Consider the following 21,566-nt stretch of genomic DNA (forward strand, 5'->3'; position numbering starts at 1 on the left):
TGTTTGGAGACATGGAGGAGACAGACGTAAATTTAAGGGAAAACCCGACCCATGGCAAGCCCTAGTTGTATCGATACAACTTTTTGTTGCGCCGCACTCACATGGCGCCTGCCCGCGCGTGCGCCGCGAACGCGCTGAACCGCTCCTGCGCGACAGGCAACGCGAACTTGTCGCGCATCTCCGTCTCGATCCATGCACAGGCCTCGCGCGCGCAGTCGGTCAGCGCGTGCCGTGTCGCGTGCCCGTCGATGTCGTAGACGAAGCGCACGCCAACCTCGTCGTCGGCGACCTGTCGCTCGAGCTGGTTGAGCTGCAGTTGCGGCCCGTGCTGTTGTGACAGCGCGCGCAGTTCGTCGAAGTGATATTCGAGCCAGTCGGCAAAGAACAGCGCGTCGCTGTGGCACGGCAGCCGGAAGGCCGCGCTGCGCGACGGGCGCGAACCGGCTTCGCTGGCCGATGCGTGCGGTTCGCTGTCGGTGGCCATGGACGTGTCGACGGGCGCGAGCGGGTGCCGAATCCGGCGGTAGGGCTCGCGATCGCGCAACGCATGCCACAGCAATTCGTCGCCAGCGGCGCCGGACGGCTGCATCGTCAGGTCATGCCGGCCGTCGCCGGCCGGCGCGATGTCGCGGATCACGAGGCGCAGCGAGCAGAGCGGCTCGTCCGCGACCAGCAGCGTCGCCGCACGCGGCAGCCCGCACACGAGCGGCGCGGCGCCGGCGGCACGGAACACGAGGCCGCGGCGGTCGAGCCGCACGAGCGGCAGCGGCCGGGGAAACGACGGGTAGGCGACCGCGATGCGGGCGCCGTTGACGCTCGTCAACCCGGGCATCATCGCGCGAAAGACCTGGGACTGGTCCACGTTGATTCTCCTTCGTTACGATACCGCCCGGACCGAAACGCGCGTTCCGGCTCAGGCGGCGATGGCTTGCCGGGCGGCCTGCCCCGGCTCGATTCCTAGTGCAGCAAACGTTTGCGGATCGATGTCGATCCAACACGCGACCACCAGACGTCCGTCCACCTGCTTCGGCGAGCCTGCGCGGTGCGCGTGTATGCCGATCCGGCGGAACAGCCGCTCAACGCTTGCGAACGTCACGCCGATCAACTGCCGCGCGCCAAGCTTCGCCGCGCATTCGACGACGGCCGCGAGCATCGGGCGCACGGCCCATTCGGCATTGCCCGGCCCGCCTTCGTCGTCGGTTGCCGCGAACCGGGACAGCTCCCAGACGGCGGCCGATTGCGGCAGCGGCATGTCTTCGGCGATCAGGTCGGCGAACAGCGACTTCAGCAGATACGGGCGCGTCGTCGGCAGCAGGCGCGCACATCCGCACATGTCGCCGCCGGCGTTTCGCGCGAACACGTAAACGGTATCGTCGCGATCGAACTGGTCGCGCTCGAAACATTCGTTCGCCGACGGGAGCGCCCAACCGAGCTGCTCGACGAACACACGGCGCCGATAGCGCCCGAGATCCGCTGCAAGTTCGTGTGGCAACCGCCCTTCCTCGTGAACGAAGGTCCGCATGGTGTCCTCGGATCTGTGCTTTTGTATCCGTGCATTACATCGCGCAGCACGAGGGGGCTGTAACTGGTAACTCTTACAGGGTGACGGCGAAAGGGCGCCGTTCAGGACGTGGTATCGGTTTCTTGATCAACGGGATTGAAAACCGAGCCGCTTTTGCTTATAAAGAGCGCCAGCATCGCGGAAATCGTCAGAGGAATGCGCGGCCAGTTGTCACTGGAGCGTCGGCCCGGCATGATAGGCGTCGTTGTGCCCGAGCAGGGCCGACGCGACGGCGGCGGGCCAGTCGATGGACGCAAGCCGCGCGGCGAGCGCGGCGGCCGTGCGGAACATGCCGATGTCGGCGCCCGTGGCGTCGACGGCCATCACGTTGCTGCGGACGTCGCTGCCCGCGATCACGAACGTGCCCGTCGCGCGGTCGAGATACCAGTCCCAGCCGACCGTCACGTAAGCGACGCCGGTATGGGCCGGGCGATGCCATTCGGTATAGCCGGCAAGGCGTGCGTCGATGGCGCTGTCGTGCAGTTCCGCAAGCAGCGATGCGTCGAGGCCGCTTGCGACATGGTCGAGCGCAAGCGCGGCCAGTGCGCCTTCTGACAGGCGTACGTAGCCGTCCGGGGACGGGCCGGGGACCGGGTGCAGCAAAGGTGAAGTCATGCGCGGAATGTATCAGCCTCGAACGGGTGCTGGAACCTGACAAGTATGACAGCGTGTCGTTGTCGGAGAATGAATGGAACTGCGCTGGCAGGATGCCTACCAACAATTCAGCGCCGCGGAAGACGAGCAGCAGCTCTTCCAGCGGATCGCCGCCTATTCCAAACGGCTGGGATTCGAATACTGCTGCTACGGTATTCGCGTGCCGTTGCCCGTATCGAAGCCGTCGGTCGCGATCTTCGATACCTATCCGGACGGCTGGATGGCGCACTACCAGGCGCAGAACTACATCGAGATCGATTCGACGGTGCGCGACGGCGCGCTCAGTACCAACATGATCGTCTGGCCGGACGTCGACCGGATCGAGCCGTGCCCGCTGTGGCAGGACGCGCGCGATTTCGGGCTGTCGGTGGGGGTCGCGCAGTCGAGCTGGGCGGCCCGCGGCGCGTTCGGCCTGCTGAGCATCGCCCGCCATGCCGACCGGCTGACATCGGCGGAAATCAACATGCTGACGCTGCAGACGAACTGGCTCGCGAACCTGTCGCACTCGCTGATGAGCCGCTTCATGGTGCCGAAGCTGGCGCCGGCGGCGGGCGTCACGCTGACCGCGCGCGAGCGCGAGGTGCTGTGCTGGACGGCCGAGGGCAAGACCGCGTGCGAAATCGGCCAGATCCTCAGCATCTCGGAACGGACGGTCAACTTCCACGTCAACAACATCCTCGAGAAGCTGGGTGCGACGAACAAGGTCCAGGCGGTCGTCAAGGCAATCTCGGCCGGGCTGATCGAGACCCCCTGACAGGGCACGAGGGCGGGCGGCGGCGCGAAACGCGGCTGCCGCCAGGCCGCTCACTCCATCATCGGCTCCGCTTCCTTCGCGGTCCAGCTCACGCTGGAAATGCTCTTCTCCATGCTCATCCGGCTCGCGATCTGCTCGAGCTTCTGCTGATCCTTCGGATGCAGCTTCAGGGTCGCGGTCACCTTCAGCCGGTCCGGCTGGTCGGGCACGTCCTCGCTCGTGAGGCTCTGGAACGACAGCGGCTTCGCGTACATCGAGTTCGACAGCAGCGTACGGATGTGCACTTCGTCGGAGGCCAGGCAGATCACGGTGATCTGGTATTCGCGCACGAGATCGGCGTTTGATACAGGCGTCGCGTTGATCGCCTGGCTGACGCTGCGCAGCAGCGTATTGGTCAGCAGCACGACGCCGGTGCCGGCGAGCGCCGGCACGTAATGGCCGGAACCGGACAGCACGCCGACGGCGGCCGAGCACCACAGCGTCGCGGCGGTGTTGATGCCCTGGATCGAGCCCTTGTCGCGCATGATCACGCCGCCGCCGAGGAAGCCGACGCCCGACACGACGTACGCGGCGATCTGCGTGACGCCCGCGACGCCGTTACCGGTCAGCACGCCGAGCGTGACGAACAGGCACGCGCCGCTCGCGACGAGCGTGATCGTGCGCAGGCCGGCCGTGCGCTGGCGCATCTGGCGTTCGATGCCGATGGCGACGCCGCAGGCGAACGCGGTGAAAAGACGGAGTGCGAAATCGAAAGTCATGGTTGTCCTGCCGTGCAAGGAGCGCGTGCCGTTTCGCGTCGCTGCGGCGCAATGCCGAAGGCGACGCGAAGATAGCCGTCATCGCGCGGTACTGTACCGCGCGAATGCGTCATTCAGTGTGAAACGGTAGGCGTGCGGCTCGCGGAACGCGAGCCGGGCAGGAGAACTGCGTCGGACAGGCGTTCAGGCGGCAAGCGGCGCACGCAACGGAGTGCTGCAACTGTCCACGATGGTTCCTGAAGGAAGATTGGCCGGCATTCTAGTGGGCGGCGAGCGCATGCGTCAACCGCCTCGCGGCGGTTGCGCTACTGCGCCGAGCCGATCGTCCCCGTCGCGAGCGCGAGTGCGGCCGCGGCGGAGAGCGCACCGGCATAGCTGTCGACCTCCGCGTTGCGGGCCGCGAGCAACTGGCTTTGCGCGATCGTCGCATCGGTGACCGAACCGACGCCGTTCCGGTACGCGGTGAGCGCCGCGTCGTAGCTCGTCTGCGCGGCATCGACGAGCGCCGTCGCGGCGTCGTGCGACGCCAGGCTCGTCTGCACCGCGTTCTGCGCGGCCACGACCTGGCGGACGGCTTCCTCCTTGGTTCGCGTGAGTCGCGCGGAGGCGCTTTCCGCATCGTTGCGTGCCTGCATCAGCACGGCCGAGCGCAGGCCGCCGTCGTACAGCGGGATCGTCACGCCGAGGAACACGCCGCCGCCGTAGCGGCTGCCGTTCAGGTTGACGGTCGGTGTCTGGTCGCCGATCGCGGGCAGCGCGGAGATGGACGTGCCGCCGCTCGCGTACGACGTCGATGCGGACAGGAAGATCTTCGGCATGAACGCGGCTTCCGCGGCCTTGATCTTCGCGCGATTGGCCTTTTCAAGCGCGAACGCGCCCTGCAGGTCGGGGCGGCGCGCGATCGCATCCGACACGATCGCGTCGACCGACGAGCCGAGCGCGGGCGGCAGCGGCCGCTTCGGCAGCGCGGCGATGGTCGGCTTCGACAGCGGCGAGATGCCGAGCGCGGAAACGAGGGCGAGGTAGCTGTCGCTCTCCGCGCCGCTCGCCTGCACGAGCGCGAGGTTCGCCTGCGCGCGGTTCTGCGTCGCCTGCGCAAGCTCGACGACCGTGCCGACGCCATGCTTGAGCCGCGCGCGGGAGGCTGCGAGGATCGCGTCCGCGTTCGCGAGGCCCTGCTGGGCGCTGAGGGCGCGCGAGCGCGCGGCTTCGTAGCGGTAGTACGCGACGGTCACGTCGTGGATCACCTGCTGGTGCACGGCCGTGAACGCGACGTTCGACGCGATCGACGCCTGCTCGGCCGCTTCGACGCGCGCCGCGCGGCCGCCGAAATCGAACAGCAGCCATTGCAGCGACAGCGCCGAGATGGTGCCGTGCACGGTGGAGTTGCTCGACGAGTCGCCGAGGAACGACGACGTCGAGCCGTGGTTGGCCTGGTACCCGCCCATGGCCGTCGCGGACAGCTTCGGCAGGTAGGCGGTCTTGGCCAGGCCGACCGCGAGCGCGGCGTTGCGCGCGTCGTTCCACGCGATGCGGGTCAGCGGGTTCGCCGACTCGGCGAGATCGATCAGCTCGGGCAGCGTGTACGCGTGCGCGGCATCGAGCGCGGCCGGCGGCGGGACCGACGCGAGCGCCGGCGACGCGGGCAGCGTGTAGTCGTGCGCACCTTGCGCGGACGCGCGCGGCGGGCCCGGCACGATGTCGCCTGCGGCCGACGTTTGCGGTTGCCACGGGCGGTCGGACGCCTCCGGCGCCAGATCGAGCGACGACGTCGCGCAGCCGGCCAGCGCGACGGCGGTCGCGAGGGCGGCGGCGGCGATCGAGGCGGCCGGCGGTTCAGGTAGGCGCATGGGGGGCAGGCTCCTTCGGTGTGGCTTGACGAGCGGCATCGGCGATGTGCGCGAGCCGTGTGTCGATCAGGTTCAGCAACGCGTCGCGTGCGGGGTCGATGGGGGCGGTGCCTGGCGGGGTGGCCGGCGGCGCGGGCGAATCTGCCGGGCGCACGGTTTCGTCGTCGCGCGGTTCGGTCACGCGGGCGAGCTGCTCGCCGATCGCGGCATCGCCGGGCTTGCGTTCGGCCAGCAGGAACAGCGGGCCTTCGAGCGCGCCGAGTTCCGCGAGCGCGCGCCGTCGCGTGGCGAGCCACGTGGCGGCCGGCCGCACCCATGACGGCTCGTAGTGGATCAGCCCGAGTTCCTGCGCGATCGCGCCGTGGCGGGCGAACGCCTCGGCCGCGAGCGCGCGCCGCTCGGCCGGCTGCGTGATCTGCACGAGGCGCCGCCACTGGTCGATCAGCGCCGCGAGCCCGGCGTCGATCTGCTTGCCGATGCTGACGGGCCAGATGCGCGTGAACACGAGATACACGACCACGTTGCCGAGCAGGATGCCGATCGTGCGATCGCGCGCGATCGTCAGGTCGAAGCCGGGGCCGGCGCCCTGGATCACGCACAGGAAAAACGCGAACGCGATCTGGAAGCCGGCATACGCGATGCGCGGCGAGCCGAACGCGACCCACGCGGCGAGCCACCCGCCGGCGAACACCAGCGCCATCAGGTGGCCGACCGACGACAGCGACGGCACGACGAAGACGAGTGCCGCGGTGCCGAGCAGCGCGCCGACCATGCAGCCGAGAATCCGCAGCGTGAGCTTCTCGACCGTCTCGGCCGTCGAGCCGAGCGACACGATGTAGCAGGTGACCACGCACGTATGGATGCCCGACCAGTCGAGCTGCGAATACAGCAGGTAGCAGAAGATCGCCGCGGCGGTCGTCTTCAGCGCGTAGCGGATGTGGTCGGGATTGGTGCGCGCGTCGGGCAGGAAGAAGCCGCCGCGCGGCGCGGGGGGCTGGGCGGCTGCGGGGGCGGCTGCGGGCGCATCGTGTGCCCTTGCCGAAGCTGCCGAAGCTGCCGAAGCTGCCGAAGCTGCCGAAGCTGCCGAAGCTGCCGAAGCTGCCGAAGCTGCCGAAGCTGCCGAAGCTGCCGAAGCTGCCGAAGCTGCCGAAGCTGCCGAAGCTGCCGAAGCTGCCGAAGCTGCCGAAGCTGCCGAAGCTGCCGAAGCTGCCGAAGCTGCCGAAGCGACATTGGCCGTTGCGGCCGGTTCCGCGAAGTGCGTGATTGCCGCATGGAGATCCGTCGCGGCGACGCGCGCGAGCGGCGGCAGCGCGTCGATCGGCGGCAGCACGAGCGTCACGTCGACCGGGTAGCCGCCTTGTTCGAGGATGTCGGCCATCTCGTCGAGCGTCGCGGCGATCGGTGCGGCGACCGTATCGGGCAGCCGCGCGTCCGGTTCGCGATCGGCCAGCGCGACGCCGACCAGCAGCGCGGTGCTCGATGCCACGGCCTGCCGCAATGCCGCGAAGTCGGCGGCGGACGACGAGCCTTCGAGTTTCGACAGCTTGAGCCACGTGAGCAGCTGCTTGTCGCCTTCGTGCAGGCAGGCATCGAATCCATCGCGCGCGGTATCGTCGCCGCGCAGCCGCTGCGCGGCGAGCCGCAGGCGCTTCGTGAGCTGCGCGTGCGCGAGCTTGCGCGGCGACGGCGCGATCAGCAGGTTGACGACGATCGCGACGCCGACCGGGATCGCGATCGTCAGCCAGATGTACAGCAGCGCGCGTGTCGCGGCTTCGCCGAACGGTGCGAGGCCGAGCTGGTCGAGCCCGAAGCCGACGATCATCGCGAGGATCGCGCCGACCGGGCGCAGCTTGCTGGCCGACGTCAGGTACAGGAGGCCGACCGACAGCACGGCCATGCACGCGACCCGCAGGATCGAATAGTCGATGCTGAAGATCGCGACGCCGAGCACGAGCCCGATCACGATCGTGACGATCAGCAGCAGCGCGGCCGCGAGCACGATGCTCGTCACGCGATCGGCGCGGATCATGAAGAACACGACGTACGCGGACAGCGCGGCTTCGGGCGTGCCGTAGGCGGCCGTCACGAGCGCGGTCAGCGCGCAGATCAGCGCGACCCGCACGGCAATCGACGCGCGTCCCGGAAACGGCGCGAGCAGTCGCAGGACTTCGCGCGGGCCCGGCGAGCGAACCTCAGCGGCAGGCAGTGCCATGCCGGACCTCGACGATCGCGCTGGCGCCGACGCGCACGAGCTTGCCGTCGGGTTCGTCGAGCTTCACGCGCACGGGGAAGCGCTGCGAGACGTGCACCCAGTTCACCGAACGCTGCACGATCGGCAGTGTGCGCGGCAGGTTGATACGGTCGCTGTCCGCAATGCCCGCACCGATGCCGACGACCTTGCCCGTCAGCGGGCGGCTGCGGTCGATCATCGAATAGACGGTCGCGCAGTCGCCGACCTCGATGCGACTCAGCGACGTCTCGCGGAAGTTGCCGACGGCGAACCATTCGCTCGCGTCGATCAGCGTGAAGATCGACTGGTTCGGCGCCAGGGTTTCGCCGGCGAGTACCGTCAGGCCCGTGACGAGGCCGTCGTGCGGCGCGCGCACGACGGTGTCGTCGAGCGCGTGCTGCGCGCGAGCCAGCGCGGCCTCGCGCGCATGCAGCGTCGCGATCGCGTCGGCCTCGTCGCCGATCGTCTGCGCGGACGCGCGCTGTTGTTCCTGTGCTTGCGCGAGCGACACGGCCGCGTCGCGCTGGCGGACCTTCGCCTGGTCGAACTGCTGCGCGCTGACGTAGCCCTGCGCGGCGAGCGGGGCGAGCCGGTTCACGTCGCGCATCGCAAGGTCGTGGTTCTGCGTCGCGCGCTTGACCTGCTCGGCGGCCACGGCCGCGTTCGAGCGCTCGCCGATCAGCGAGCGGCGGCGCGTGTCGAGCGATGCGCGCGCGAGCTCGAGGTCGGCCTGCGCTTGCGCAACCGTCAGCCGGTACGGGACGGGATCGATGACATACAGCAAGTCGCCCTTCGCGACGCGCTGGTTTTCATGCACCGCGAGCTGCACGATGCGGCCGCCGACCGGCGACGCGACATGCACGACGTCCGCGTCGATCGACGCGTCGTCGGTGGACGGGTAGGCAGTCGTGCGGTGATACGCATACGCGAGCGCCGCGATGCCGAGCGCGATGATCGCGAATGCGATCACGCGGCCTTTGATGGAGGGGCGGGCGGTGCCGGCGGCTTTCATGCGAACGGTCCCGTACCGGTGAGCCAGACGATCACGGCGACCACGAGCCCGATCGCGGTGCAGACGGCAAGCTGGTAGGGCACCGTGGCGGCCCAGCCGGTCGCGACGAACACGCGGTGCGCGACGATCGCGCCGACGACGCCGACGATCGCACTGACGAGCCAAAGCGGGAAATACGCGCCGAACAGGACGTACGACGGTGCGCCGCGCGATGCGCAGCCCGCGAGCGGCAGGGCAGGCGCGAGGACGGCGGCGACGCGCAAGGGCGCGCGCGGCGTTGTTTTTCTCATGGTGTGACGAGCTCGACGTTGGGGGTGGATGCCGGGCGCGGCGCAATGCGGATCGTCGCCGCGACGACGATTCCGGGATACGGAGCCGATAATAAATCAGTGCGATGCGGATCGCCAGCCATCCTCCCGGTACCCCGTGGGGGGGCGTTGCCGGTCGGGGGGCGAGTCCACATGTCCGGTATCGCGTTTCGGCAACCGGGACCGGATCGCCGCGATTCTGCCAGTGCCGGCTCGCGTAGGGTTGCTAACGGACTGTAAAGGATCGTCAGACGAACGAAGGGTCGCTGAATTTGCCGTGTCGGCAGCGCGGAATCGGTGCGGAAACAGGCGATTGCAGCTCGGACGCACGGGAATTCAGTCGGTTCCGGTTTGGGGAGGTCGGGGGGCGATGTTGACGAGCAGGTCGACGGGATTGCGTGCGAAGCGCGGCAGCGCGGCGCGTTTCGCCGATGCATACCTGCAGCGGGCGTGCGGCCCGAGTCGTTGGCGAAGGCGACGACGCGCAGCGCCATCGGCGCCGCATGGCGGCGCGCAGCGCCTGCGGGCAAGACGCGGTCGTTCGCGTCGATCGTCTTGCAGGCCGTGTCGACGTGGCCGGCCTGGATGTGCAAGCGCAGCATATGCTGCATGTCGCGAACGGGGCGCTTCAGGCAATCGTCGATCGCGCTCGCTTCGGGTCGCCTGATGCAGCAGCAGTCGAATGCTGCGGCGAACGGGACCGAAGCCAGGCCGGCGACCGGTCGTCGCAGCCGCGATCTGTGTACCATCGTACGGATGGCGCGACGCGCGGCACGAACCGTCACGGTCTCGTGCGACACGCGGCGCGGAAGCGGTAAAGCGGTATCGCAACGAAGGTGAACGTTCCATGCGAAGTTTCTTTGTCCGGTTCATTGCAATCGGCGTGCTGTTCCATCTGTACGTCGGGATGCGGATCATTCCCGATGCGTTCGCGTCGCCGGTCGCGCGCACGATCGCGGCGCTCGTGCTGGCGAGCTTCGTCGTGCTGATCCCGGTCGGCATGTTCTCGCGCCGCTTCGACGAAGGCTGGGCCGCGACGCTGGCCGGCTGGGCCGGCTCGCTCGTGATGGGCTTCTTCTCGTCGCTGCTCCTGCTGACGTTCCTCCGCGAATTCGTGCTGCTCGCCGTGTTCGGCTGGCGGCATCTCGGGCACGACGGCGCGTGGCCCGGCGTGGCGACCGACACGGCGCTCGGCGTGCTGGCCGGTGCGGTGTTCGTCACCGTGGTCGGGTTCGTCGGCGCGCGCCGCACGGCGGCGGTCAAGCGCGTGTCGATCCCGGTTGCGGGGCTGCCGGCCGGGCTCGACGGGCTGACGATCGTGCAGCTGTCCGACATCCACGTCGGGCCGACGATCAAGCGGCCCTATGTCGAACGGATCGTGCGCGCGGTCAATGCGCTCGATGCCGACCTCGTCGTCGTGACGGGCGACGTGGTCGACGGCTCGGTCAAGCGCCTGCGCGAGCACACGGCGCCGCTCGGCCGCATGCAGTCGCGGCACGGCAGCTTCCTGGTGACGGGCAACCACGAGTATTACGCGGGCGCGCATGCGTGGATCGACGAATTCCGCCGCATTGGGCTGACGGTGCTGCTCAACGAGCACGTGCTGATCGAGCGTGACGGCGCGCGCGCGGTGCTCGCGGGTGTAACCGATTTCACGGCGGGCGGGTTCGATCCCGCCCATCGCAGCGACCCCGCGCAGGCGCTGGCGGGCGCGCCGCACGATGTCGGCACGAAGATCCTGCTCGCGCACCAGCCGCGTAGCGCGGAGGCGGCGAACCGCGCCGGTTTTACCGTGCAGTTGTCGGGGCACACGCACGGCGGCCAGTTCCTGCCGTGGCCGCCGTTCGTGCGGTTGCAGCAGCCGGTGATCGGCGGGCTGAGCCGCTTCGGCGATCTGTGGCTCTATACGAGCCGCGGCACCGGATACTGGGGGCCACCGAACCGCTTCGGCGTGCCGTCGGAGATCACGCTGATCCGGCTGACGCGGGGCGGGTAGGGCACGTTTCCACGTCGGGATAAGCTCATTCGTGGGGCCGGTGCGAGCCATTCATCAACGGGCACCGGCCCTGGCCAGCGGCCGTCACTCGATGCGGGCGATGTCGTCGAAGTCGAAGCGCGGGCTGCGCGGGAACAGGCCGGCCGGATCGCCGTAGCCGAGATTCACGAGGAAGTTGCTCCTGATCGCGGTGCCCGCGAAGAACGCGGCATCGACCTTCGCGCCGTCGAAGCCGGACATCGGGCCCGCGTCGAGGCCGAGTGCGCGCGCGGCCAGGATCAGGTAGGCGCCTTGCAGCGACGAATTGCGGAACGCGGTGGCCTCGATCAGCGCATCGTTGCCGGCGAACCAGCTGCGTGCGTCGGCGTGCGGGAACAGGCGCGGCAGGTGCTCGTGGAATGCCATGTCCATGCCGACGATCACGGTGACGGGCGCGGCCATCGTCTTCGCGAGATTGCCTGCGGACAGCGCGGGCTTCAGGCGTGCCTTCGCTTCGGGCGACTTGACGAACACGAAGCGCGCGGGGCTCGCGTTCGCCGACGTCGGCCCGAATTTCGCCAGGTCGATCAGCCGGTGCAGCAGCGCGTCGTCGACGGGTTTGTCCTGCCACGCGTTGTGCGTGCGCGCGGTGAGAAACAGTTGATCGAGGGCGGCGTCGGACAGCGTCGTCATGATGGGATCCGGAAAGCAAGCGGCCGGATCGCGCCGGCCGGCAGGGCGGAGGAGGGAACGCGGCACCCGTCGGCAAGGCGGGCCGCGACACGCCGCGATGATAGCGTGATGCGCGAACGCGCATCGCAGGGCGCGGGGCGCGGCGGTTTCCTTCCATCCGCGAATGACAGCGCATGGCGGTGCGCGACGCCGTTGGCTAGTATGCAGGCATGCACTGTTCGCTCCGTTCCTTTCGACATGTCGACGCCCGATCTCTTCGCTGACACGCCCGCCCCCGACGTGGACTGGTATCCGAACTGGCTGGCGCCGCCCGACGCCGATCGCGCGCTGGCCGCACTGATCGGCGAGGTCGCGTGGCAGCAGGACACGATCCGCACGCCGCGCGGACGCATTCCGTTGCCGCGGCTCACCGCCTGGCAGGGCGAGGCGGATGCCGTCTACGTGTATTCGGGGATCCGCAACGTGCCGGCGCCGTGGACGCCGGCCGTGCTCGACCTGAAGCGCGCGGTCGAGGCGACGTGCGGCGCGCATTTCAACAGCGTGCTGCTCAATCGCTACCGCAACGGGCAGGACAGCCTCGGCTGGCATGCGGACAACGAGCCCGAGCTGGGCGACGCGCCGGTGATCGCGTCGGTGAGCCTCGGCGCGATGCGCGTGTTCGACCTGCGCCATCGCAAGACCGGCGTCACGCATGCGTATCGCCTCGGGCATGGCAGCCTGCTCGTGATGCGCGGGCGCACGCAGGCCGAATGGCAGCATCGCGTGCCGAAGGCGCCGGGCGTGCAGGGCGAGCGCGTGAACCTGACGTTCCGGCGCGTGATGCCGGCCGATACGGGCCGGTAGCAACCGTCGTCGCGAGGTGCCCGGAGCGTCGGGCGATTCGCGCCCCGTTTTTGCGACTCATGGGCGATCGATGCAGGCAAGCGGTCGAATGTGCGGCACGTTGCCGCACGAACGCTGATCCGTGCGCCTTGAACCGGCGCTGAGCCCCGTCCCATAAGGGTTTCATGAAAATTTCATCGACCGCCCGGTACCGATAGATGAGTGAAACCTCTGATGGTGCGTCGCAACAATCATTGACTAGACTGTCGAATGGCAAAAGCGCGTCGCATCCCGACGCGATCCTTTCGACATGCCCCACGCGTCGCCGATGCGGTGCGCAAGGGGGCAGGAGCAAAACGCGTGACCGTATTCGACCCTTCCTTCGAACCCTCGCTGCACGTCTTTGAACAAGACGGCGGATGGCAATGGGCGCTGACGGTGAGGCGGGCGACCGGCGTCGGCGTGAAAGTCGTTGCGTTCAGCCGGGAAGGCTTTCGCGGCGAAGCCGAGGCCTATGCCGCCGGCCAGCTTGCCCGCGCCGAGTATGACGACGCCGTGACGGCCTGACGCCGTCGCGTCGATCCCGCCCGAGGATCGCCCTCATCGTTCACCGCCCGCCGCCGGGTGGTTTTTTCCCGATCGTTTTCAGTTTTCAGTCCGCCCGTCGCGCGGCAGCGCGTGCCGCGTGTGCGTGCACCTGCGCGTCTGTCCGCCCGGGCCGGTCGCGCCCAAATGGTCCGTACCATTCGACACGTGTGTGCCATACGTCGCGCTTAACGTCCTCGCACGGCGTCCGTCGCGCCGGCGATGCGGTCTTGCGCCGCGGTTCGAACGTCGGACGCCGGACGACGACCTCTCGACAAGAATGCAGGTCATGTGCGACGACAGAACCGACTACAACCGCCATGCGCGCGGCGGATCGCGCACGGCGCGGGCGCCGGAACGGGGATTCACGCTGATCGAGGTGCTGATCGCGCTGGCGATCGTCGCGGTAGCGCTGGGCGCGGTGATGCGTGCGATCGGCGCGCTCGCGTCGGATACCGACATGGCGCGCATGCGCCTGCTCGCGTTGTGGAGCGCCGACAATGCGCTGGGCGAGATCCGCATCGCGTCCACCTGGCCGTCCGTCGGCACGAACACGTTTGCGTGTCCGCAGGGCCGCTACCGGTTCGTGTGTCGCCAGTCGGTGGCCGCGTTGCCGAGCCCGCTGGTGCGGCGCGTGACGGTGAGCGTGTATCCGTCCGCGTCGAGCCGCAACGTGCTCGCCGAAGTCGTCACGGTGATCCAGAATGAAGCGCGCCGCTGAACCGCGCGCGGCGGCGCGTGCCCGAGGCTTCACGCTGATCGAAATGCTGGTCGCGATCGCGCTGCTCGCCGTGATCGCGCTGCTGTCGTGGCGCGGCCTCGATGCGACGATCCGCGGCCGCGACGATATCGCGTCGAATCTGGCGCAAACGCGTCTGCTCGGCCGTTACTTCTCTCAACTGCAGTTCGACCTCACGAACCTCGTGACGGCCGACGAAGTGTTCGGGCCGCCGCTGCGCATCCACCCGGGTGAACTCGTGATGGTGCGCCATCTCGGCGTCGGCAGCGGGCCGACGCAGATGCAGGTCGTGCGCTACCAGCTCGACGGGCGCGCACTCGTGCGCAGCGCGTCGCAGCCGCTCGCGTCGCTCGCCGAAGTCGACGACGCGCTGCATCACATGGATGCATTCGCGCGCGTGGTGGTCAGCAATGATGCGCGCTCGATGCAGCTTTCCGTGTGGATTCCGCCCGGCGGATGGACGACGAGCCAGGCCGCCATCGAACAGTCCTATGCGCAGTTTCTCGCGCAGCACGGGATCAGCAACTCGACGTCGATCGGCGCGCCGGTGCCGCGCGGGGTCCGCTTCTCGGTGACGATGGGCGCGCCGGCCGTCGAATACGTGCGGACGATCCCGATCGGCCAGTGAACGCAAGATGCTGTCCAGCGCACGCGGCCAGGCCCCGAAAGCCGTTCCGTCCCCCGGGCAAAATGGTCCGTAACTTTCGTCATACGTCTGTTATTGGCCGTCCGTTAGTCTCGTCACGAGCATGACCGCCGCGACCGGTTCCATTGACCGGTTCAGCGGCGGCATCGGCAAACGGGAAGGGGGTGAACGTGACGGTCGAGCACCGGCATGATGCACACGCGGGCGCGTCGGGACACGACGCGCGCGGGCAACGGCAATCGGCGGCGATTCTGGGCCGCGCACAACAGTGGCACGGCGCCGGTCGCTTCGTCGACGCGGCACGGGAATATCTCGCGGTGCTCGCGAAGGAACCCGATCATCCGCAGGCGCTGCATCTGTACGGCGTGCTGCAATTCCAGTGCGGCGCGGCCGATCAGGCCGAAGCGCTGCTGCGCCAGTCGATCGCGATCGAACCGGACGTGCGCGCGCTGTCGGACCTCGGTGCGATCGTCGGCGAACGCGGCCGCATCGACGAGGCGCTCGGCCATTTCGCGACCGCGCTGCAAGCGGCACCCGACGATGTGCAGACGCTCGTGCGTCGTGGCAACACGTTGATCGGCCTGCACCGCTACGACGACGCGCTTGCGTCGTTCGACCGTGCGCTCGCGGTGTCGCCGCTCGTGCTCGACGCGCTCTGCAATCGTGGTGGCGCGCTGCGCGCGCTCGGCCGCTTCGACGATGCGCTCGACACATACGACCGCGCACTGATGGTCGATCCGCATTCGTTCGAGTCGTGGTTCAACCGCGGACTGGTGCTCCGCGCGTTGCGGCGTGCGGCCGATGCACTGCATTGCTTCGATCGTGCGAACGCGATCCGGCCGGGTGTCGCCGCGATCATGGCCGAGCGTGGCCGCACGCTCGCCGAACTCGACCGTCCCAACGAAGCGCTGGCCGCGTTCAACGAGGCGATTGCGGCCGATCCCGCGCGGCTCGACGTACTCTGCGACAGCGCGGCCGTGCTCGAGCGGCTCGGCCGCGCAGACGAAGCGCTCGAGCGTTGCGAACGGGCGCTGGCGCTCGATCCGGATCATGTCCGCACGCTCGCGAGCCGCGGTAATGCGCTGCTGGCGCTCGAACGTCACGACGACGCGCTCGATAGCTACGAACGGGCGCTCGCCATCGATCCGCGCTCGCCCGACACGCTGTGCAATCGCGGTACCGTGCTGCGCGACCAGCAGCGCTTCGACGCAGCGCTTGCCAGCTACGACGCGGCGCTGGCGCTCGACGCGCGTTTCGCCGAAGCGTGGACGAACCGCGGCAACGTGTTGCAGGACCTGCACCGATACGACGAAGCGATTGCGTCTCTCGATCGCGCGCTCGCGCTGCGTCCCGATCTCGCGGCGAGCTGGCTGGCCCGCGGCAACCTGTTTGCCGGGATGGGGAGGGTGGACGACGCATTCAGCGCCTACGATCGCGCGCTCGCGTTGCAACCCGACTTCACCGCCGCGCATTGCGCACGTGCCGCGCTGCACCTGACGGAAGGCGATTTCGCACGCGGCTGGCGCGGGTACGAATGGCGGCTGCGCGATACGTCGCTCGCGCAGCATGCGCGACCGTTCGTGCAGCCGGTGTGGCGCGGCGACGAACCGCTCGACGGCAAGACGATCCTGATCCATGCGGAACCGGGCATCGACGACACGCTGCAGTTCTGCCGCTATATCCCGCTCGTCGCCGCGCGGGGCGCACGCGTGGTGCTCGAGGTGCAGCCGTCGTTGCGCGCGCTGATGGCGTCGCTCACCGGCGTGGCCCACGTGATCGCGCGTGGCGAGCCGCTGCCGGCCTTCGACTGCCATGTGCCGCTGCCGAGCCTGCCGCATGCGTTTCGCACCGACATGGACACCATTCCGCGCACCGCCGCGTACCTGCATGCGGATCCGCAGCGCACGCGCCAGTGGGACACGCTGCTCGGTGTACGGCGCAGGCCGCGTATCGGACTCGCGTGGGCGAGCGAAGCGGCACGACGACACGACGCCGGCCGGTCGATCGATTTCGCGAGCCTCGCGCCGCTGTTCGATCTCGACGTCGACTGGATCAGCCTGCAGAAACCGGTGCATGAGCGCGACGCCGCGCGGCTGGCGGATGTGCCGGTCTGCCGCGTCGACGACGAAATCGGCGATTTCGCAGACAGGGCTGCATTGATCGGCGCGCTGGATCTCGTGATCGCGACCGATTCCGCGGTCGCGCATCTGGCGGGCGCGCTGGGGGCGCGCGTCTGGGTGCTGCTGCCCGACCCGCCGGCGTGGCGCTGGATGCGCACGCGTGACGACAGCCCGTGGTATCCGTCCGCGCGGCTGTTTCGCCAGCCGGCACCCGGCAACTGGGCCGATGCGATCGACGCGGTGCGCGCCGCGCTCGAACCGATGACACGTTAGACACGATACGCGATACGAACAGTGACAGTGGGGGCCACACGATGACACCGAACGGGGAAGGGATGACATTGGCGAGCGCGCAGGTCGCGCCGGATCGCCGCCCACCCGACACCATGCAGCTCGAGCGGCTGCTCGTGCGCGCGCGCAAGGCGCATCACGAGGGCGCGCTGCAGCATGCGGAGAACGCCTACGCTGAACTGCTGGCGCTCGATCCCGAGCATCCGGAGGCGCTGCACCTGCTCGGCGCGGTGCGTTTCCAGCAGGGGCGGCTCGACGATGCCGAGCCGCTGATGCGGCGCTCGGTCGAGCGCCAGCCGGTGCCGCTGGCGCTCGCGAACTACTCGGCCGTGCTGGCCGGTCTCGGACGCGAGCACGATGCGCTGGCGCGGCTCGACGAGGCGCTCGCGATCAATCCCGTCCATCAGCGCGTGCTGTTTCAGCGAGCCGGGCTGCTCGCGCAACTCGCGCGGTACGACGAAGCGTGCGCGGTCTACGATCGCCTGCTCGAACTGACGCCCGGTTTCGCCGACGGCTACGTGAAACGCAGCGACATGCTGCGCGCGCTCGGCCGCTTCGAAGGCGCGCTCGCCGATTGCGATCGCGCGATCGCGCTTGCCGGCCGCACGTTCGACGCAATGCGCGCGCGCGGGCTCGCACTGCGTGAGCTCGGCCGCTTCCGCGACGCGGCGGACAGCTATGGTCACGCGCTGGCACTGCGGCCAGGCAGTGCCGACGCGCTATTTCTGCGTGGCGTCGCGTATCTCGACCTGCATGACCCCGAGCACGCGCTGGCGGATTTCAATGCGGCGATTGCGGCGAGCCCGACGTTCGTCGATGCGATCTTCAACAGCTCGATCGCGCTCGAACAGCTCGGCCGGCACGACGAGGCGCTGATGCGTTGCGACCGCGCGCTCGCGATCGACCCGCGCCATGCGCGCTCGCTCGCCAATCGCGGCAATGCGGCGAGCCACCTGGGCCGCTTCGCGGAGGCGGTCGACAGCTATGCGCGAGCACTCGAGGTCGAGCCAGGCAGCACGGGCGTGCTGTGCAACTACGCGAGCGCGCTGATACAGGTGGCCCGTCACGACGATGCGCACGCCATGTGCGACCGCGCGCTGGCGATCGATCCGCACTATGCGCCCGCATCGTTCACGCGTGCACGCGTCCGGCTCGAAACGCATCGCTACGACGACGCGCTCGACGACCTCGCACGTGTGATCGCCGCGACGCCGCGCGACAAGCTCGCGCACTTTCATCGCGGCAGTGCATTGCGCGCGCTGCGGCGGCACGAGGATGCGCTGCGCGCGTATGCGGAAGCGATCGACATCGATCCAGACTATGCGCACGCGCACTGCATGCGTTCGTTCCTGTGCCTGTCGATCGGCGATTTCGAGGCCGGCTGGGCCGAATACGAATGGCGCTGGCGCGACAGCCAGCTCGACGGCAGCCGGCGCGACTTCGCGCAGCCGCGCTGGACGCACGGGATGCCGCTCGGCGGGCAGACGATCCTGTTGTATCCGGAGCAGGGGCTCGGCGACACGCTGCAGTTCTGCCGCTACGTGCCGCTCGTGAAGGCGCTCGGCGCGCGTGTCGTGGTCGAGGCGCCCGTCGAACTGAAGGCGCTGTTCGCCACGCTTGACGGTGTCGACGTGCTCGTCGCGCGCGGCGACCCGCTGCCGCCGTTCGACCTGCATTGCCCTTTGCTGAGTCTGCCACTCGAATTCCGCACCGACCTGTCGTCGATCCCCGCGCATGTGCCGTACCTGCGCGCCGATCCGGTGCGGGTCGAGCACTGGCGCGCGCGTCTGGGCGCGAGTGACCGGCCGCGCATCGGTCTCGTCTGGTCAGGCAATCCGCTGCACCTGAACGACCGCAATCGCTCGATCACGCTCGCCGACCTGTTGCCGCTGCTCGACGACCGCTACGAATGGATCAGCTTGCAGAAGGTGGTCCGCGACGAAGACCGTCCGGCGCTCGATGCGAGCCCGATCCGCTTCGTCGGCGACGCGCTGACGGATTTCGCGGCAACGGCCGCGTTGACCGAGGCAATGGATGCGGTGATCAGCGTCGATACGTCGGTCGCGCACCTGGCCGGCGCGCTCGGCCGGCCGCTCGCGGTGATGCTGCCGCATACGCCCGATTTCCGCTGGCTGCTCGATCGCGACGACAGCCCGTGGTATCCCGGCGCGCGCCTGTTCCGGCAGCCGGAAGGCGGGCAGTGGGCGCCGGTCGTCGAGCGAATCCGCGAGGCGTTGCCGGCGCTGGTGACGGGAGCGTCGCGATGAGCATGGCGCAGGCACCGGCGTTCGGCGCGGGTGTCGTGCCGCTGCGCGCCGCGGTCGACGACGCGCTGCGCAACGCGCGCCTGAAACTCGAGCAACACGACTTCGCCGGGGCGGGGCGGCTCTACGAGGGCGTGCTGGCGATGATGCCCGACCACGTCGAGGCGTTGCATCTGCTCGGGTGCGCGCATCTTCTGCGCGGTGAGCCCGCGCGTGCGGAGCCGCTGATTGCGCGTTCTATGCAGCTTGGACTGAACCAGCCGTGGAACTTCGCGAATCATGCCGCGGCGTTGACCGGCGCGGGCCGTCATCGTGAAGCGCTTGACGCCGCCGCACAGGCGCTCGCGCGCGATTCCGGCCATGCGCCGGCGTATGCGGCGCGCGGCGACGCGCTGCATGCGCTCGGCCGGCATGGTGAAGCGGTTGGCGCCTACGACCTTGCGCTGACGCGCGAGCCGGGACGCGCGGTGTCGTGGGTCCGGCGCGGCGAAGCATTGCGCGCGATCGGCCGGCCCGCCGATGCATTGATCAGCATCGAGCGCGCGCTGCGCATCGATCCGGACGACCCGGCCGCGCTCGCTGAACGCGGCCATGCCTTGCGTGCGCTCGGCCGCGGCGACGAGGCGCTGCATTGCTTTCAGCTCGCGATGGTGGTGCGCGGCAAGACACCTGATCTCGTCTATGCGTGCGGCTATACGCTGATCGAACTGGGGCGTCCGGCCGAAGCGCTGGCGTGTCTGGACGAAGCGCTCACGCGGATGCCGGACGACATGCAACTGCTGTTCGTGAGTTGTGTCGCGCTCGACCTGCTGCATTTGCGCGACGAACTGCTGAAGCGCAGCGACCGGCTGCTGGCGCGCGACCGCGACAACGTCGGCGCGTGGGTCGGCCGCGGCAACGCGCTGCTCGGGCTGCGGCTGCACGAGGAAGCCGCGCACGCATACGGCGAAGCCCTCGCGCGCGCGCCAGCGGATTTCGATGCGCTGCGCAACCGGGCCGGCGCGCTGCGGGCGTTCGGTGCGTTCGACGAGGCGCTCGCGCATTACGATCGTGCGCTCGAAGCACGCGGTCCACATGCGGAAGTGCTGTGCAATCGCGCGATCGCGCTGCAACTGCTCGGCCGCTACGACGATGCGCTCGCGAGCTACGCGGCGGCCGCCGGTGCGCCGGGCCGCACGGCGCAGGAGATCTATACGCGCGCGGTCGCCCGGCAGCAACTTGGCGACCATGAAGCCGCGCTGGTCGATTTCGCGCTGGCGTGCGGGCGCGACCCGAATCACGGCGTCGCGCGCCGGTCCGAGGCGTTTTGCCGCCTGGTGCTGGGCGACTTCGACGCCGGCTGGCGGCAGCATGAAGCGCGCTGGGATGCTGCCGACGTGACGCTGCATCGGCGTCATGCGGACCGTCCGCAATGGACGGGCGACGAGCCGCTCGCGGGCCGCACGCTGCTGCTGCATGCGGAGCAAGGCTTCGGCGACACGCTGCAATTCTGCCGCTACGCGAGCCTCGCGCACGCGCGCGGCGCGACCGTGCTGATCGACGCGCCGGCGCCATTGGCCGAGCTGCTGGGCACGCTGCGCGGTGTGAGCCGCGTCGTCGCCGACGGGCAGCCGGCACCGACGTTCGATTTCCATTGCCCGATGATGAGCCTGCCGTTCGCGTTCCGGACGACGCTGGATACGGTGCCGTCCGACGTGCCGTACCTGCATGCCGACCCGCAACGGCGTGCCGCATGGATCGAACGGCTCGACACGGTCGCCTGGCCGCAACGATTGCGCGTGGGGCTCGCGTGGTCGGGCAATCCGAATCATGCGAACGACGAAAACCGGTCGATGACGTTCGCCGCGCTCGCGCCGCTCGTCGCGCTCGATGCGACGTTCGTCAGTCTGCAGGTAGGCGTACGCCCGCGCGACGCCGACGCATTCGCGACGAGCGGCGTGCTGTCGTTCGAGGCCGAGCTGAAGGATTTCGCGGAAACGGCCGCGCTCGTCGACACGCTGGATCTGGTGATCGCGGTCGATACGTCGGTCGTGCACCTGGCCGGCGCGCTCGGGCGCCCCGTGTGGGTGATGCTGCCGCGCGTACCGGATTGGCGCTGGCTGCTCGAGCGCGACGACAGCCCGTGGTACCCGAGCGCGACACTGTTCCGGCAGGGGCTGCCCGGCGACTGGCCGGCGCTGGTTGGGCGTGTGACGGAGGCCCTCGCGGCCCGCATCCACGCGCACCGCGCAACCGCGTGACCGGCCGACTGTGACAAAAGCTACGGACCTTTCGCACGCGGCCCGAATGGTCCGTAACACCCGC

At 69.1% G+C, this 21,566-nt stretch carries 18 protein-coding genes; 9 read left to right on the forward strand and 9 right to left on the reverse strand.

What is annotated here, in order from left to right; all coding sequences use genetic code 11:
* Positions 1–97: 97 nt before the first annotated feature.
* The 3 genes from ACN8ZM_RS20970 to ACN8ZM_RS20980 all read right to left on the reverse strand — a co-directional run bounded on the left by ACN8ZM_RS20970 (position 98) and on the right by ACN8ZM_RS20980 (position 2,176).
* A complete protein-coding gene (locus ACN8ZM_RS20970) occupies positions 98–862 on the reverse strand; it encodes a hypothetical protein (protein ID WP_420212256.1) in 765 nt (254 codons plus the stop codon).
* 51 nt (positions 863–913) lie between these two features.
* Positions 914–1,522 (reverse strand): acyl-homoserine-lactone synthase, encoded by a 609-nt coding sequence (locus ACN8ZM_RS20975; protein WP_043177453.1) that lies wholly within the window; start codon positions 1,520–1,522, stop codon positions 914–916.
* Positions 1,523–1,732: 210 nt separating this feature from the next.
* Entirely contained in the window at positions 1,733–2,176 is a 444-nt protein-coding gene (locus tag ACN8ZM_RS20980) for a DUF4902 domain-containing protein (protein ID WP_205821766.1), read from the reverse strand.
* A gap of 73 nt (positions 2,177–2,249) precedes the next feature.
* Between ACN8ZM_RS20980 and ACN8ZM_RS20985 the strand changes: the two genes are divergently transcribed.
* Positions 2,250–2,969, forward strand: coding sequence for an autoinducer binding domain-containing protein (locus tag ACN8ZM_RS20985; protein ID WP_420212257.1), 720 nt, complete (start codon positions 2,250–2,252; stop codon positions 2,967–2,969).
* Positions 2,970–3,019: 50 nt separating this feature from the next.
* On the opposite strand, the gene ACN8ZM_RS20990 is transcribed toward ACN8ZM_RS20985, so the two are convergent.
* The 5 genes from ACN8ZM_RS20990 to ACN8ZM_RS21010 all read right to left on the reverse strand — a co-directional run bounded on the left by ACN8ZM_RS20990 (position 3,020) and on the right by ACN8ZM_RS21010 (position 9,109).
* Positions 3,020–3,727: an MgtC/SapB family protein gene (locus ACN8ZM_RS20990; RefSeq protein ID WP_011354660.1), complete on the reverse strand. Its 708-nt coding sequence runs from the start codon at positions 3,725–3,727 to the stop codon at positions 3,020–3,022.
* Positions 3,728–4,032: 305 nt separating this feature from the next.
* Entirely contained in the window at positions 4,033–5,577 is a 1,545-nt protein-coding gene (locus tag ACN8ZM_RS20995) for a TolC family protein (RefSeq protein ID WP_420212258.1), read from the reverse strand.
* Positions 5,564–7,789, reverse strand: coding sequence for an FUSC family protein (locus tag ACN8ZM_RS21000; protein ID WP_420212259.1), 2,226 nt, complete (start codon positions 7,787–7,789; stop codon positions 5,564–5,566). Before ACN8ZM_RS21000 ends, ACN8ZM_RS20995 begins: the two co-directional genes overlap by 14 nt.
* Positions 7,770–8,819, reverse strand: a complete 1,050-nt coding sequence (gene mdtN, locus ACN8ZM_RS21005; RefSeq protein ID WP_043177437.1) for a multidrug transporter subunit MdtN — start codon at positions 8,817–8,819, stop codon at positions 7,770–7,772. Before mdtN ends, ACN8ZM_RS21000 begins: the two co-directional genes overlap by 20 nt.
* Positions 8,816–9,109 carry a hypothetical protein gene (locus tag ACN8ZM_RS21010; RefSeq protein WP_011547413.1) on the reverse strand — a complete coding sequence of 98 codons (294 nt, stop codon included), beginning with the start codon at positions 9,107–9,109 and terminating at the stop codon, positions 8,816–8,818. The genes mdtN and ACN8ZM_RS21010 overlap by 4 nt, the downstream gene beginning before the upstream one ends.
* Positions 9,110–9,974: 865 nt before the next feature.
* Between ACN8ZM_RS21010 and ACN8ZM_RS21015 the strand changes: the two genes are divergently transcribed.
* A complete protein-coding gene (locus ACN8ZM_RS21015; RefSeq protein WP_420212260.1) occupies positions 9,975–11,123 on the forward strand; it encodes a metallophosphoesterase in 1,149 nt (382 codons plus the stop codon).
* An 84-nt stretch (positions 11,124–11,207) separates the two neighbouring features.
* Here the strand turns inward: ACN8ZM_RS21015 and ACN8ZM_RS21020 are convergent, their stop codons facing one another.
* Complete coding sequence (locus tag ACN8ZM_RS21020; RefSeq protein ID WP_043177424.1) at positions 11,208–11,795, reverse strand: malonic semialdehyde reductase; 588 nt, start codon at positions 11,793–11,795, stop codon at positions 11,208–11,210.
* Between the two features lie 237 nt (positions 11,796–12,032).
* Here ACN8ZM_RS21020 and ACN8ZM_RS21025 point away from each other — a divergent pair, with 237 nt between their 5' ends.
* From ACN8ZM_RS21025 to ACN8ZM_RS21055, 7 genes are all read left to right on the forward strand, one after another.
* Positions 12,033–12,638, forward strand: coding sequence for an alpha-ketoglutarate-dependent dioxygenase AlkB family protein (locus tag ACN8ZM_RS21025; protein ID WP_420212261.1), 606 nt, complete (start codon positions 12,033–12,035; stop codon positions 12,636–12,638).
* Between the two features lie 339 nt (positions 12,639–12,977).
* Entirely contained in the window at positions 12,978–13,184 is a 207-nt protein-coding gene (locus ACN8ZM_RS21030; protein ID WP_043177420.1) for a hypothetical protein, read from the forward strand.
* 307 nt (positions 13,185–13,491) lie between these two features.
* Positions 13,492–13,923, forward strand: a complete 432-nt coding sequence (gene gspI / locus ACN8ZM_RS21035; RefSeq protein ID WP_043179123.1) for a type II secretion system minor pseudopilin GspI — start codon at positions 13,492–13,494, stop codon at positions 13,921–13,923.
* Positions 13,907–14,569 (forward strand): PulJ/GspJ family protein, encoded by a 663-nt coding sequence (locus ACN8ZM_RS21040; protein ID WP_420212262.1) that lies wholly within the window; start codon positions 13,907–13,909, stop codon positions 14,567–14,569. Before gspI ends, ACN8ZM_RS21040 begins: the two co-directional genes overlap by 17 nt.
* Before the next feature lie 188 nt (positions 14,570–14,757).
* Positions 14,758–16,980, forward strand: coding sequence for a tetratricopeptide repeat protein (locus ACN8ZM_RS21045; RefSeq protein ID WP_420212650.1), 2,223 nt, complete (start codon positions 14,758–14,760; stop codon positions 16,978–16,980).
* A 41-nt stretch (positions 16,981–17,021) separates the two neighbouring features.
* A complete protein-coding gene (locus tag ACN8ZM_RS21050) occupies positions 17,022–19,265 on the forward strand; it encodes a tetratricopeptide repeat protein (protein ID WP_420212263.1) in 2,244 nt (747 codons plus the stop codon).
* Between the two features lie 2 nt (positions 19,266–19,267).
* Positions 19,268–21,502, forward strand: coding sequence for a tetratricopeptide repeat protein (locus ACN8ZM_RS21055; RefSeq protein WP_420212651.1), 2,235 nt, complete (start codon positions 19,268–19,270; stop codon positions 21,500–21,502).
* Positions 21,503–21,566: the final 64 nt, after the last annotated feature.

It is taken from the genome of Burkholderia aenigmatica (assembly GCF_048627025.1).
GTDB lineage: Bacteria > Pseudomonadota > Gammaproteobacteria > Burkholderiales > Burkholderiaceae > Burkholderia > Burkholderia aenigmatica.